General features: G+C 63.7%; 9 protein-coding genes. 5 read left to right on the plus strand and 4 right to left on the minus strand.

From position 1 onward, the window contains the following. Window positions 1-6: 6 nt before the first annotated feature. On the plus strand, window positions 7-1,590 hold the full coding sequence (locus tag WBQ96_RS10010; protein WP_336550200.1) for an alkaline phosphatase D family protein: 1,584 nt from the start codon (window positions 7-9) through the stop codon (window positions 1,588-1,590). Window positions 1,591-1,643: 53 nt separating this feature from the next. On the opposite strand, the gene WBQ96_RS10015 is transcribed toward WBQ96_RS10010, so the two are convergent. Beyond that, window positions 1,644-3,359 (minus strand): adenylate/guanylate cyclase domain-containing protein, encoded by a 1,716-nt coding sequence (locus tag WBQ96_RS10015; RefSeq protein WP_336550198.1) that lies wholly within the window; start codon window positions 3,357-3,359, stop codon window positions 1,644-1,646. Between the two features lie 246 nt (window positions 3,360-3,605). On the opposite strand from WBQ96_RS10015, the gene typA reads away from it, so the two are divergent. Then, a complete protein-coding gene (gene typA, locus WBQ96_RS10020; RefSeq protein ID WP_165118132.1) occupies window positions 3,606-5,435 on the plus strand; it encodes a translational GTPase TypA in 1,830 nt (609 codons plus the stop codon). A gap of 27 nt (window positions 5,436-5,462) precedes the next feature. Here the strand turns inward: typA and WBQ96_RS10025 are convergent, their stop codons facing one another. Continuing rightward, window positions 5,463-5,771 carry a hypothetical protein gene (locus tag WBQ96_RS10025; RefSeq protein WP_336550195.1) on the minus strand — a complete coding sequence of 103 codons (309 nt, stop codon included), beginning with the start codon at window positions 5,769-5,771 and terminating at the stop codon, window positions 5,463-5,465. A gap of 123 nt (window positions 5,772-5,894) precedes the next feature. On the opposite strand from WBQ96_RS10025, the gene WBQ96_RS10030 reads away from it, so the two are divergent. Further along, complete coding sequence (locus WBQ96_RS10030; protein ID WP_336550194.1) at window positions 5,895-6,506, plus strand: LysE family translocator; 612 nt, start codon at window positions 5,895-5,897, stop codon at window positions 6,504-6,506. Between the two features lie 9 nt (window positions 6,507-6,515). On the opposite strand, the gene WBQ96_RS10035 is transcribed toward WBQ96_RS10030, so the two are convergent. Further along, window positions 6,516-6,842 carry a hypothetical protein gene (locus WBQ96_RS10035; RefSeq protein WP_336550192.1) on the minus strand — a complete coding sequence of 109 codons (327 nt, stop codon included), beginning with the start codon at window positions 6,840-6,842 and terminating at the stop codon, window positions 6,516-6,518. 275 nt (window positions 6,843-7,117) lie between these two features. Between WBQ96_RS10035 and WBQ96_RS10040 the strand changes: the two genes are divergently transcribed. Beyond that, a complete protein-coding gene (locus WBQ96_RS10040) occupies window positions 7,118-11,923 on the plus strand; it encodes an NAD-glutamate dehydrogenase (protein ID WP_336550190.1) in 4,806 nt (1,601 codons plus the stop codon). 46 nt (window positions 11,924-11,969) lie between these two features. Here WBQ96_RS10040 and WBQ96_RS10045 read toward each other — a convergent pair whose 3' ends face one another. Beyond that, the gene (locus WBQ96_RS10045; protein ID WP_336550188.1) at window positions 11,970-12,404 is read right to left on the minus strand and encodes an SRPBCC family protein; all 435 of its coding nucleotides are present in this window, start codon (window positions 12,402-12,404) and stop codon (window positions 11,970-11,972) included. Window positions 12,405-12,520: 116 nt separating this feature from the next. Here WBQ96_RS10045 and WBQ96_RS10050 point away from each other — a divergent pair, with 116 nt between their 5' ends. Then, window positions 12,521-13,600 carry an adenylate/guanylate cyclase domain-containing protein gene (locus WBQ96_RS10050; protein ID WP_336550187.1) on the plus strand — a complete coding sequence of 360 codons (1,080 nt, stop codon included), beginning with the start codon at window positions 12,521-12,523 and terminating at the stop codon, window positions 13,598-13,600. Window positions 13,601-13,692: the final 92 nt, after the last annotated feature.

Here is a 13,692-nt window from a genome sequence, read left to right on the forward strand (position 1 = left end):
ACAGCCATGAACAAGTTCGCTCGCCTTTCCCGGCGCGCCTTCGTCGCGTCGGCAGGTGCCGCCGGCATCGTCAGCGCCTCGGGCCTCGCCATGCCCTTCTATTCCCGCGCCAATGCACGGCCGAGCTTCACGCATGGCGTCCAGTCGGGCGATGTCGACGCGACTTCCGGCATGGTGTGGACGCGCACCGATCGCCCGGCGCGCGTGATGTTCGAGGTGTCCTCGACCGAAAATTTCGCCAATGCCACCAGGCTTGCGCCGCTCAACACCCTGCCGGATGGCGATCTGACGGTGAAGCGGCTGCTTACCGATCTCGCTTCCGATCAGGACATATTCTATCGTATGACGGCGGCTGACCTTGCCGACATCAATACCGTGTCCGAGCCGATCGTCGGGCGCTTCCGCACCGCACCGGCCTCCAGGCGCAACATCCGCTTTGCCTGGTCGGGCGATACCGCCGGCCAGGGCTGGGGCATCGACGAGACCGGTATGAAGACCTACGCCACCATGGCAAAGCACACGCCCGATTTCTTCCTGCATTCCGGCGACACCATCTATGCCGACGGCGCGATGACCGACGAGGTCGATCTCAAGGACGGCACCAAGTGGAAGAACACGGTGCTGATCGACGAGAAGCGCAAGGTCGCCGAGACGCTGGACGAATATCGCGGCCAGTGGAAATACAACCTTCTCGATAAAAACGTTCTGGCGCTGAACGCCATCTGCCCGACCTTCTTCCAGTGGGACGACCACGAGGTCACCAACAATTGGTCAAGCTCGAAGAACCTGATGGCGGACGACCGCTATACGGAAAAGTCGATCGCGCTGCTGTCGGCCCGCGCCGGCCGCGCCTTCCACGAGATGACGCCGATCCGCTTCACGCCGGCAGAACCCGGCCGTGTCTATCGCAAGATAGCCTATGGGCCGCTGGTCGACGTGTTCTTCCTCGACATGCGCTCCTATCGAGGTCCGAACGGCGAGGCCGAGTCGATGCTGGATACGCTGACGCCGGAGGCCCGCATCCTTGGCGAAGAGCAGATCCGCTGGCTGAAGCGTGAACTGGCCAATTCGAAGGCGACCTGGAAGGTGATCGCCGCCGATATGCCGCTGGGCGTGGTCGTCTGGGACAATGGCAAGGACAAGAAGGGCGCCGAAGCCGTTTCCAATGGTGACAACGGCCCGGCCAAGGGCCGCGAACTGGAAATCGCCGATCTCCTGCGCTTCATCAAGAATGCCGGCATCGACAACACGGTGTGGCTGACCGCGGATGTGCACTATACGGCCGCCCACTACTACAACCCGGACAAGGCGCAGTTCCAGGACTTCAGCCCGTTCTGGGAGTTCGTTTCCGGCCCGCTCCATTCCGGCACTTTCGGGCCGAACGACCTCGACATGACTTTCGGCCCCGAGCTGAAATTCATCAAAGCACCGAGCGCCGAGCAGGGCCAGAACCTGCCGCCATCGGCTGGTCTGCAGTTCTTCGGACTGGTCGATATCGACGGCGCCAGCGAGCAACTGACCGTGCGGCTGATGGATCGGGACGACAACGAACTCTACAAGATGACGCTCGATCCGGTTCGAGCGGCCTGATTTCGCAACTTCCTGATGGCCGGGCGTATCCCGCCCGGCCGTCTATCTCGTGACTACGCGGCGTCGGCTGCAGGCTTCTGCGCAACGATGGGAAGCGTCGCGCCCCGCGGCACGACGCGCACCTTGAGCGGCAACGCGCGGCCGCGAATATCGATGTCGTGGATATCGAAGCCCGACAGGTCGAGCCCGGACAGTTGGACGACCGTTTCGGAGACGACGACCGTGGCGTTGAACTCCTTGGCCGCCAGTTCCAGCCGGCTGGCGATATTGACGGTGTCGCCGACCGCCGTCACGCCCATGACATCGCGGTAGCCCATCGCGCCGACGATCGCGGGGCCGGCGTGGATGCCGATCGCGACCCGGAGCGGTGAGCTTATCTCGCCGGCCAGATCGTCATTGAGCTGCTCGAGGTCCCTGATGATGGCAGCTGCGGCGGCAAGCGCCTGCCGGCACGCCTCGACATTGGTGGTGTCGACGCCGAACAGGGCCATGGCGCCGTCGCCGATGAACTTGTCCATCCTGCCGCCGGCCTGTTCGACGGCTTTTCCGACCATGGCGAAATAGCGGTTGAGCAGGAAGACGATGTCGAAGGGCAGGCGATGGTCGGCAAGGCCGGTGAAATTGCGGATATCGCAGAACAGCACCGCGACCTCCCTTTCGCGGCCGGGTATCACCGGCTGTCCGGGCAGGAGCAGGCGATTGCGGTCGGGCACCAGCAGCGGCGTCACGCTGACATTTCCGGTCGGGCGCAGCTGGCAGGCCAGCCGCACATCCGGATCGGCCCCCAGCCGCTTGAGAGTTGCCTGCTCGACTGAATTGGGCGACGGCAGATTTTCCAGACCCTCGGAAACCTTGATCCGGCAGGTCGAGCAGCGTCCCTTGCCACCGCAGACCGCATAATGCGGGATGCCGCCGACACGGCTTGCTTCCAGAACGCTGTATCCCCGGGCAACGCGAACGACATGACCGTCGGAATAGCGGACTTCTATGAGATTGCGTCTTTCCCGGTAGGCCCGTAGCGCCCGCAGCGCGAACACGCCGGCGAGCAGGCCGCCGAAGCCGAGATAAACGCTTCGGATCAGCATTTCCTTGATCTGCTTGTCGGCGGCGATGACCGGCGCGTTGATTGGCGGCGGCGTTGCCCCGATCGAAGCGATGGTCCTGCCGCCCTCGACGAAACCGAGCAGCGCCAGAACGGGAACAAGTACTGCAATAATCAGCAGCCAAGGGGCGACCCGCGGGTACCAATGGCGGTAACGCAGCCAGAAATAGAGGCCGAGGCAGCCATGTATCCATATCACGATCGTGGCGACGGACTGCCTCACCCCGCCTACGGGAGAGGCAACCCAGAGCGATCGCAGGACATAGCGGTAACTGTCCTCGACGCCGGTCAGCGTGTGGAAAACCCGCGTTCCGATGACATGCTCGGCAATCAGCAGCGGAATGGCGAAGCCGAGAACGATCTGGAATATCTCGCGCATCGGCATGATGAGCCCGCGCTTGCGGTAGAGGGACAGCAGCGCCAGCGCGAGATGGACCGACACCGCGCCATAAAGTGCGACGGTGCCCAGCGGATTGCGCCAGATCATCAGAAACCACGGCCGCATCGTCTCGGCGGCCGACAGCGACACCAGCAGCAGCGCATGGTTGAGCAGGTGCATGGTGACGAATGTCATCAGCACCATGCCGGAGACGAGCCGCGCCGTCCGCAAATTCCTGTCGGAGAACAGTCTTCTTGCTGGGGCCTGCGATAATTGCGGTGCGGCCATATGCTGTCGTTTCGCTCCTCACCTCGTAGACAGGGTTTAAGGCTGCGCGCTTCACAGTCAATAAGCGCCTGCCGTCTCTTCCGGTCAATTCGCGGTTATCCGGGCTGGAAAACGCCACGAAACGGCGCCTTGCATGGCTGCCCTGCGCCGTCCCCCTTTCGCAATTGCGAAAAACCATGTAAGAGCGCGCGCAAATGAAACGCGGCGCGTCGCCAGGCTGTGCCCGCAACCCTCCCGAGTGAAAACATGAAACTTCGCAACATCGCGATCATCGCGCACGTCGACCATGGGAAGACAACCCTTGTCGACCAGCTTCTCAAACAGGCTGGCTCGTTCCGAGAAAACCAGCGCGTTGCCGAACGCGCGATGGATTCGAACGATCTCGAAAAGGAACGCGGCATCACCATCCTTGCCAAGGCGACCTCGGTCGACTGGAAGGACACGCGCGTCAACATCGTCGATACACCGGGCCACGCCGATTTCGGCGGCGAGGTGGAACGCATCCTGTCGATGGTGGATTCGGCCATCGTTCTGGTCGATGCTGCCGAAGGCCCGATGCCGCAGACCAAGTTCGTCGTCGGCAAGGCGCTGAAGGTCGGCCTTAGGCCGATCGTCGTCATCAACAAGATCGACCGCCCCGACGCGCGCCATGTCGAGGTCGTCAATGAGGTGTTCGATCTCTTCGCCGCACTCGACGCCACCGACGAGCAGCTCGATTTCCCGATCCTCTACGGTTCGGGCCGCGACGGCTGGGTGTCGGAAAACCCGGAGGGACCGAAAGACCAGGGCCTGGCGCCGCTGTTCGACCTGATCCTCAAGCATGTGCCCGCGCCGACCGTTCACCCGGGCCCGTTCCGCATGATCGGCACGCTGCTCGAAGCCAATCCGTTTCTCGGCCGCATCATCACCGGGCGCATCGAGTCTGGTACATTGAAGTCGAACCAGCCGGTCAAGGTGCTGCACAATGACGGGACGGTCGTGGAGACCGGGCGCGTCTCGAAGATCCTTGCTTTTCGCGGGCTTGAGCGCCAGCCGATCGACGAGGCGCAGGCAGGGGACATCGTAGCCATTGCCGGCCTGTCCAAGGGCACCGTCGCCGACACATTCTGCGATCCGGCCGTGACCGAGCCGCTGCATGCCCAGCCGATCGATCCGCCGACCGTCACCATGTCGTTCATCGTCAATGACAGCCCGCTTGCCGGCACCGAAGGCGACAAGGTGACCAGCCGCGTCATCCGCGACCGGCTCCTGCGCGAAGCGGAAGGCAATGTCGCGCTCAAGATCGAGGAATCGGCGGACAAGGACTCCTATTTCGTCTCCGGCCGCGGCGAATTGCAGCTGGCCGTTCTGATCGAGACGATGCGCCGCGAAGGTTTTGAGCTTGCCGTGTCGCGTCCGCGCGTCGTCATGCAGACGGGCGAAAACGGCGAATTGCTGGAGCCGGTCGAAGAAGTCGTCATCGACGTCGATGAAGAACATGCCGGCGTCGTCGTTCAGAAGATGTCGGAGCGCAAGGCCGAAATGGTCGAACTGCGCCCCTCCGGCGGCAACCGCCAGCGCATCGTCTTCCACGCGCCGACGCGCGGCCTGATCGGCTACCAGTCGGAACTGCTCACCGACACGCGCGGCACGGCGGTGATGAACCGGCTGTTCCACGCTTACGAGCCTTACAAGGGCGAGTTGCCCGGCCGCACCAACGGCGTGCTGATCTCCAACGATCAGGGCGAGTCGGTGGCGTTTGCCATGTGGAACCTTGAGGATCGCGGCCCGATGGTCATCGAAGCCGGCGTCAAGGTCTATCAGGGCATGATCATCGGCATCCACAGCCGCGACAACGACCTTGAGGTCAACGTGCTGAAGGGCAAGAAGCTGACCAACATCCGCGCCGCCGGCAAGGATGAGGCCGTCAAGCTGACGCCGCCGATCCGCATGACGCTGGAGCGTGCTCTGGCCTGGATCCAGGACGACGAGCTGGTCGAAGTGACGCCGAAGACCATCCGCCTGCGCAAGCTCTATCTCGACCCGAACGAGCGCAAGCGCTTCGAGAAGTCGTCAAAGACGGCAGGGGCTGCTTAAGCTTCCTTCATTATGTTCCCGGTGGGTTTACTCTCCGGGAACATCCTGCGTCTGAGACGCAAGAAATCTCTGCTGAATTCGAACCCATTCCTCGGGAAATGGTTCGTAATCCTTCTTGAATTCAGTCCTGTATTCTCCCCACCCGTTCGATTTGTAATATTTGGACATGACATCGAAGTGCGAAAAGCCTTCGATTGTTCCGGCAAATTTCGCCTCCGGTTCCAGCCGTCGTCTGAAATCATCACCGACTGGGCCAGCTTGGCATAAGCCGGGAAGAAACTGGCCGTCCGACGTCGGATCAAGCCATATCTCGTGTATGAGCGTCCGTTCGTGCATTTCGTTTCCCAACGATGGTTAAGTTATGATGCCATAGGAGCGTGCCGGTCTCCAGCGGGCAGCATCCGCTTGCACCCATCCGCAATCGGCATATTCTCCGACGCCTTGCCCGGAGGATCATCCATGGAACCTACATCCCTTCTCATCTTCGCAGGCGCATTGCTGGTCGCCGCCGGCTCGCCCGGTCCCAGCGTTGCGGCACTTGTCGCGCGGGTGATCTCGAAGGGTTTTCGCGACGTGCTGCCCTTCCTGGCCGCAATGTGGATCGGCGAGGCGATCTGGCTGTCGCTGGCGGTGTTCGGGCTCGCCGTCGTGGCGCAGAGCTTTCATCTCGCCTTCGTCATCGTGAAATGGGCGGGCGTGGCCTATCTTGCTTACCTTGCATGGAAGATGTGGACGGCCCCTGTGGCGGTGCGCGACGGCGAGATGCCGCGTGAGGATTCTCCGGCAAAGCTGTTCTTCGCCGGCATGGCCGTGACGCTCGGCAATCCCAAGATCATGATGTTCTATCTGGCGCTGTTGCCGACCATCATCGATCTGGCCTCGGTGAGCGTCGTCGGCTGGGTCGAGCTGACGCTGACCATGGCGATCGTGCTGGTCGCCATCGACATCGCCTGGGTCATCGCAGCCGCGCAAGCACGCCGGCTGCTGAAAAGCCAGCGCGCCATGAAGATCGCCAACCGCGTCAGCGCTACGACCATGGCGGGCGCGGCGGCTGCAATCGCGGCACGGTGACTGCCGCAGCTACATGCTCATCTCGATGATCGGCGCGATCTCGATGCTGCAGTTGGGCGCCGACAGGATCGGGCAGTCCTTGGCCTTGCTGGCGGCATCGTCGATGTCTTTCGCCTCGATGATCGAATAGCCGCCGGTCGGGTTCGAGCCGCCATTGTTCTCGACCTTGCCGCCGGGCAGCACCGTTTTCGACATGCCGACCGGATTGCCGCCGTCGACGACCGCTGCACCCAGCCCGTCGAACCAGCCGGTCCAGGCGTCCATCACTTCCTTCTTCTCGGCTTCGGTTTCCGGCATCTTTCCGGAGCCATGATAGACGTAGAGAAATTTCGCCATGTTCTCCTCCCAGAGAATTCGGCGTAGCCGGCATGTGGCTACGCCACACGCAGATAATCTGCCTGAATCTTTGAGCCGGCAATCAACCGCAGATGGCACGCCTATCGTGCGTTGAGAGCCGCTGCGAAGAAATCGGCTTCAATGCCGTAATTCTGTCGCCGATCCCGCGTCATCTGCCCTTCATAAGAAGTTCGCATTTTGCGTTGATGGCATGTCGCCAAACGCGCTTCATCTGCTACGATAGTCGCAAAAGAATATGACGGGGGAGATTTCCAATGGCATCCGGTCTCAAATCCAGAACCGCAGCGAAAAAAGCGCTGCCAGCCAAGAAAGCCCCTTCGACAAAGACCGCCGAAAAATCCGTTCAGCTGGCGGATTATCTTCTGGCCCGCGCCCCGGCCGAAGATGTCGCCGCCTATGAAGCGACGGCACTCGCCAAGGCTGCCGAACTGGCCGGCCGCGCGGTGGCAAAGCACAAGAAGGGCGAATGCGTGGTCGCCATCGACCGCGATGCCGGCGTGTCGGTTGGCGACAGGCCGCTGACCGTCGTCACGGTCGTCAACGACAATATGCCGTTCCTGTTCGATTCGGTGCTGGGTGAAATCACCGACACCGCCGGCGAACCTGCCTTCGTGACCCATCCGGTCATCGCCGTGAAGCACGGCAAGGGCGGCGTCGAGGCGATACTGGGTGAGGGCGGTGCGGGCAAGGGCGACCAGGGCGCCGACCGGCTGAGCGTCATCCACGTTCACATCCGCGCGCTGAGCGAGGATCAGGCCAAGGGGCTGGAAGAGCGGCTGAAGCGCGTGCTTTCGCAGGTGCGCGACGCCGTCGTCGACTGGAAGCCGATGCTGGCCCGTCTCGATCAGGCTATCTCCGAATTCCGCTATGCGCCGATCCCGCTCGACAAGGATGCGGTGACGGAGGCCATCGCCTTCCTCGAATGGCTGCGCGACGACAATTTCACCTTCCTCGGCATGCGCGAGTTTCGCTACACCGGCGGCGAGAAGAGCGGCACGCTAGACCGCGCCGGCAAGCCGGGGCTTGGCATCTTGCGCGATCCCGACGTGATGGTGCTGCGCCGCGAGATCGATGGTGACAACACGACGACGCCGGAAATCCGCGCCTTCCTGCATGGGCCGGACCCTCTGATCGTCACCAAGGCCAATGCCAAGTCGGTGGTGCACCGGCGCATCTATCTCGACTATGTCGGGGTGAAAACCTACGACGCCAAGGGCCGGCTTGCCGGCGAACTGCGCATGGTCGGCCTGTTCACGTCGTCTGCCTATACGCGCTCGGTGATGAAGATACCCTATCTGCGTTCCAAGGCGCAGACGGTCGTCACCAAGTCCGGCTTCGACCCCGCCGACCATTCCGGCAAGGCGCTGATCAACGTGCTGGAAAGCTATCCGCGCGACGAGCTGTTCCAGATCGCCTTGCCAACGCTGCGCAAGCATTCGGAGGCGATCCTCGGCCTTGTCGAGCGGCCGCGCGTGCGGGCGCTGGTGCGCGTCGACCAGTTCGACCGCTTCGTCTCCGTGCTCGTCTTCGTGCCGCGCGACCGCTACGATTCGGTGGCGCGCGAAAAGATCGGTACCTATCTGAAGACTGTCTTCGACGGGCGGCTCTCGGCCTATTATCCGGCCTTCCCGGAAGGCGGGCTGGCGCGCGTCCATTTCATCATCGGCCGTTCCGGCGGCAAGACGCCGAAGGTCGAGCATAAGACCATCGAGGCGGCGATACGCGACATCGTGCGGACCTGGGAAGACGCGATGGCGGAGGCTGCCGCGACTTCCGGTGCGGATTCCGGTCTGACAGCGATAGCCAACCGTTTCCCCGAGAGCTACCGCAACAGTTTCACCCCGGCCGAGGCCCTCGTCGACGCGCAGCAGATCGCGTCGCTCAGCGCTGAAAGCCCGATCGCCATCGACTATTACCGCCACGCCGGCCAGAGCCCCGAGCAGGCAGCGCTGAAAATCTATCACTACGGCGCGCCGGTGGCGCTGTCGCGGCGCGTGCCGGTGCTGGAAAACACCGGTTTTAGGGTGATCAGTGAGCGCACTTTCGAGGTCGGCGACGATGCGGCCGGCATGGTCTTCGTCCACGACATGGACCTGGAAAATTCCTTCGGCAAGCCGATAGACCTTTCCGACGGCGGTGCGCTGTTCGAGGAGGTGTTCCTGTCGGTGTGGCGCGGCGACGCCGACAATGACGGCTACAACGCGCTCGCCCAGACGGCGGCGCTGCCGTCGACTTCGATCGGCATCCTGCGCGCCTATGGCCGCTATCTGCAGCAGGCCGGCATTCCGCAGAGCCAGGATTTCATTGCCGCAGCACTCAATCGCTATCCGCAGATCGCGCGCGCGCTGTTTGACCTCTTCGTCGCCCGCTTCGACCCCAAGGCCAAGGATGGCGACGTTACTGCCAAGCACCTGAAGGCTGCGATCAAGGACGCGCTGGAGCAGGTGCCGAACATCGATGACGACACGATCATCAGGCGCTACGCCAACCTGATCGAAGCCTCGCTGCGCACCAATCATTTCGTTGCCGGCATCAAGGAAAAGGGCCAGTCGCTGGCGATCAAGCTCGATTCGCGCAATGTGGACGGCCTGCCGGAGCCGCGGCCATGGCGTGAGATCTTCGTCTACGGCCCGGAGGTCGAGGGCGTGCATCTGCGCTTCGGCCCTGTGGCGCGCGGCGGGTTGCGCTGGTCTGACCGGGCGCAGGACTACCGCACCGAGGTGCTGGGGCTGGTGAAGGCGCAGCAGGTCAAGAACGCCGTGATCGTGCCTGTCGGCGCCAAGGGCGGCTTCTTTCCCAAGCGCTCGCCTGTCGGCGGCACGCGCGAAGCCGTGTTCGAGGCGGGCAAGAGCGCCTATATCAATTTCGTCTCCAGCCTGCTGTCGATCACCGACAATCTCGATGGCGACAAGGTGGTGCCGCCGAAAAGCACGATAAGGCGCGATACTGACGATCCCTATTTCGTCGTCGCCGCCGACAAAGGCACCGCGACCTTCTCCGACACGGCCAATTCGATCAGCGAGGCGCATGGCTTCTGGCTCGACGACGCCTTCGCCTCCGGCGGCTCCGCCGGCTACGACCACAAGAAGATGGGCATCACCGCCAAGGGCGCGTGGGAGGCGGTGAAGCGGCATTTCCGCGAGATGAACCGCGATATCCAGACCTCGCCCTTCAGCGTCGTCGGCGTCGGCGACATGTCGGGCGACGTCTTCGGCAATGGCATGCTGCTTTCGGAGCAGACGCGGCTGATCGCGGCTTTTGACCACCGCGATATCTTCATCGATCCCGATCCGGACATGGCGGCCTCCTTTGCCGAGCGCAAGCGCGTGTTCGACCTGCCGCGCTCGAGCTGGCAGGACTATGACAAGACAAAGCTGTCGCCTGGCGGCATCATCGTTTCGCGCGGCCAGAAATCGATCACGTTGCCGGCAGCGGCGGCCAAGGCGATCGGCCTCGACAAGACGACGGCCTCGCCCAACGAGATCATGAACGCGATCCTCAGGGCCGAGGTAGACCTGCTTTGGTTCGGCGGCATCGGCACCTATGTGAAGGCGGCCGGCGAGAGCAACCAGGAAGTCGGCGACCGCGCCAATGACGCGATCCGCGTGACCGCCGCCCAATTGCGGGTGAAGGTGATCGGCGAGGGTGCCAATCTGGGTGCGACGCAGCGCGCGCGCATCGAGTTCGGCCTTCTCGGCGGTGCTTGCAATTCCGACGCGATCGACAATTCCGGCGGCGTCAATTCGTCGGACGTCGAGGTCAATATCAAGATCGCGCTGGCGTCCGCCATGCGCAAGGGCTCGCTGACACGGCCGGCGCGCAACAAGCTGCTTGCCGAGATGACCAGCGAGGTCAGCGCGCTGGTGCTTTCCAACAACTACCAGCAGACGCTGTCGCTTTCGCTGCAGCGAAAGCGCGGGCTGGCCGACATTGCCTATCAGGGACGCTTCATGAGCGCTCTGGAAGCGCGCGGTCTGCTCGACCGCACCGTCGAGACGCTGCCTTCGCCGGCAGCCCTCACGGAGCGCGAGAAGCGTGGCGAGCCGCTGACCCGGGCCGAGCTCGGCGTGCTTCTGGCCTATGCCAAGATCGTGCTGTTTTCCGATATCGTCTCCAGCGACCTGCTCGACGATCCGCATTTCGAGCGCGACCTGATGGGCTATTTCCCGGAAAAGATGGCGAAGAAATACGCCGCCGAGATCGGTACGCACCGGCTGCGGCGCGAGATCATCGCCCGCGTTCTGGCCAATGACCTGATCAATCGCGGCGGGCCGACCTTCGTCAACCGGCTGCAGGAAGCGACGGGAAGCACGGCTGCCGATGTTGTGCGGGCCTTCACGATCGTGCGGGCGGGCTTCGGCCTGCCGGCGCTTTATCGCGATATCGACGCGCTGGATAACCGGATCGACGGCCAGGTGCAGCTTGACCTCTATCAGGCCGTTGGCCGGCTTATCTTCGTGGCCTGCGGCTGGTACCTCAGGCATGGTGTGGGCGACGGTGCGGTGGACAAGCAGATCGCCGAGCTGACCGAGGCGCGCAAGGCGCTGGAGCCGAAACTCGCCTCGCTGCTGCCGGCCTTCAACAAGGCAAGGCTGGAAGAAAAACGCCTCGGCTTCATTGCTGCCGGCGCGCCGGAGGGGCTGGCCGAGCGGCTGGCGCAGACGGATGTCGCCGAACTCATTCCCGATATCGCGCTGGTTGCCCGCACGGCAAAGGCCGATATCGTGGCCGCCGCAAAAGCCTTCTTCGGCGTCAGCGACGCCTTCCGCATCGCCCGCATCGAGGACGCTGCGCGCGCGATCACGCCATCCGACTATTATGACGGGCTGGCGCTGTCGCGGGCAACCGACACGATCGACACGGCAAGGCGCGGCATTGCGGTGGCGGCACTCACCGGCTTCGGCAAGGCGGCCGATCCCGTCACGGCCTGGCTCGATGCCGGCGGCGCGCGCATCGCCATCATCCGCGAGCGCCTGCAAGGGCTGACGGAAGGCGGCGACATCACCGTGTCGCGGCTTTCGGTGGCATCCGGGCTGATGAGCGATTTGACGGGGATGTAAACCACGGGAGACGCAATGCATCTCCCGTTTTCAAGCTTGGCACCCCTCACGTTTCGGGTGACGTGTCCGGTCCCGGATCGCCGCCGGCCGCAGCTATCGACAGCCTGCGCAGATAGTGGTTCCAGCCCTTCTCGTGGCTGTCGCGCTCGTTCTCGTTGGGCAGCCCGCTATGGGTGAAGCGCACCAGGGTGCCGCCATCCTTCTCGACGAGATCGATCTCGACCAGGCTCGATCCAGGCGGCATCTCCTCACGCGCTTCCCAGCCGAAGCTGTAGGCGAGGCGGTGGATCGGGATCACCTCGGTGAACTGGCCGCGGGCGATGTGCTTGTCGCCGACGCTGACGAGATAGATGCCACCGGGACGGGCTTCGGTGGTCGCCGGGCCGATCCAGCGCGAGATCTTGTCGGGATCGGTAAGGAAGGCAAAGACCGTCGCCTGCGGGGCCGCGATCTGGATCTCGGTGCGAAGCGTCTCGGCCATCGTCAGCCTCCTCCGGCTCGGGCGCAATGGCTATACTGTAGCCCAATCGGCATGCGGCGCAAGAAAGCGCCCGCCGCCTCATGACATGCGCCTGACACCATTGCATGATGGCGGCCATGCAACTTCACTCCGCTCTGTCGTTTCTCGTCGATGAGGCGATCGACCTGCCCGGCGCCGATGTCTTCCTCACCGAGCTTGCCGCGCGGCTCGTCGCTGACGGCCTGCCGCTCGCCGGTGGCGCGCTCACCCAGGCAGCGCCGCACCCGATCATCGCGCGGCGCACATGGTTGTGGCGCGGCGATACGGGAAGGGTCATCGAGGCGCTGGGTTTTAGCCTCGCCGGGCCTGCCGATGCCAAGCATGCCAATGTCGGACGCGACTGGCTGGCGCAACTCGGTGCCGGCGCCGTGCAGGAGGATTTCGCCGGCAGTGCCCCCGATGGTGCCGTGCTTGGCTGGGCCGCGACGCGGCCATTCAGCGAGCCTGAACTAGAACTGCTGCGCGAGGTGGCCCGCTTTGCCGTCGCGCCGCTTGCCGTGCTCGCTGCGCGCGCAACACAGGCCGTGCTGCTGGAGACGTATCTGGGCCGGCGCAGCGCCGCACAGGTGCTGGCTGGCCGGCTGCGGCGCGAGCCCGGCGAGACGATCCGCGCAGCACTGCTCTATGCCGATCTGCGCGGCTTCACCGAGCTGTCGGAAACGACCGCGCCGAAGGAGGTGGTCGTCGCGCTCGACGCCTGGTTCGACCGCATCGCCGGTGCGGTTCATGCCTTCGGCGGCGAGGTGCTGAAGTTTATCGGCGACGGCATTCTGGCGATCTTCCCGATCGGCGAGCGCGACGCTGCTACCGCTTGCGATGCGGCGCTACGCGCGGTTACTGCTGCGCGCGCCGGCATGGATCACCTCGATCGCACCCGCGCCGCACAAGGCCTGGCGCCTCTGCCCTTCGGCACGGCGCTCCATATCGGCGAGATGCTGTGGGGCAATATCGGCACTGCCGACCGGCTGGATTTCACCGCCATCGGCTCTGCGGTAAATCTCGTCAGCCGGTTGGAAGGCTTGTGCCGGCCGCTCGGCCGACCGGTGCTGCTCTCGGAGGCGTTTGCAGCGGAAACGGCGCAGGCCCTGATCCCGCTCGGCGAGCACAGGCTACGCGGGATTGCCGTGCCCTGTGTGGTGTATGCGCCAGAGGCGTGAGGCAAACGCGCGTTGCCAGACAAGGAATTTCCGGCGCAGGCAGTCTCCCTTTGCACGGCTCCCAAAAACATGCAGACATGGCGCCAGCCTAA

This window comes from Mesorhizobium sp. CCNWLY176, assembly GCF_037153935.1.
GTDB classification, from domain to species: domain Bacteria; phylum Pseudomonadota; class Alphaproteobacteria; order Rhizobiales; family Rhizobiaceae; genus Mesorhizobium_M; species Mesorhizobium_M zhangyense.

What these genes read in the sequence shown, in the direction of transcription:
- WBQ96_RS10010 (WP_336550200.1), top strand. Translation starts at nt 7, where the DNA reads ATGAACAAGTTCGCTCGCCTTTCCCGGCGCGCCTTCGTCGCGTCGGCA.
- WBQ96_RS10015 (WP_336550198.1), bottom strand. Translation starts at nt 3,359, where the DNA reads ATGGCCGCACCGCAATTATCGCAGGCCCCAGCAAGAAGACTGTTCTCC.
- typA (WP_165118132.1), top strand. Translation starts at nt 3,606, where the DNA reads ATGAAACTTCGCAACATCGCGATCATCGCGCACGTCGACCATGGGAAG.
- WBQ96_RS10025 (WP_336550195.1), bottom strand. Translation starts at nt 5,771, where the DNA reads ATGCACGAACGGACGCTCATACACGAGATATGGCTTGATCCGACGTCG.
- WBQ96_RS10030 (WP_336550194.1), top strand. Translation starts at nt 5,895, where the DNA reads ATGGAACCTACATCCCTTCTCATCTTCGCAGGCGCATTGCTGGTCGCC.
- WBQ96_RS10035 (WP_336550192.1), bottom strand. Translation starts at nt 6,842, where the DNA reads ATGGCGAAATTTCTCTACGTCTATCATGGCTCCGGAAAGATGCCGGAA.
- WBQ96_RS10040 (WP_336550190.1), top strand. Translation starts at nt 7,118, where the DNA reads ATGGCATCCGGTCTCAAATCCAGAACCGCAGCGAAAAAAGCGCTGCCA.
- WBQ96_RS10045 (WP_336550188.1), bottom strand. Translation starts at nt 12,404, where the DNA reads ATGGCCGAGACGCTTCGCACCGAGATCCAGATCGCGGCCCCGCAGGCG.
- WBQ96_RS10050 (WP_336550187.1), top strand. Translation starts at nt 12,521, where the DNA reads ATGCAACTTCACTCCGCTCTGTCGTTTCTCGTCGATGAGGCGATCGAC.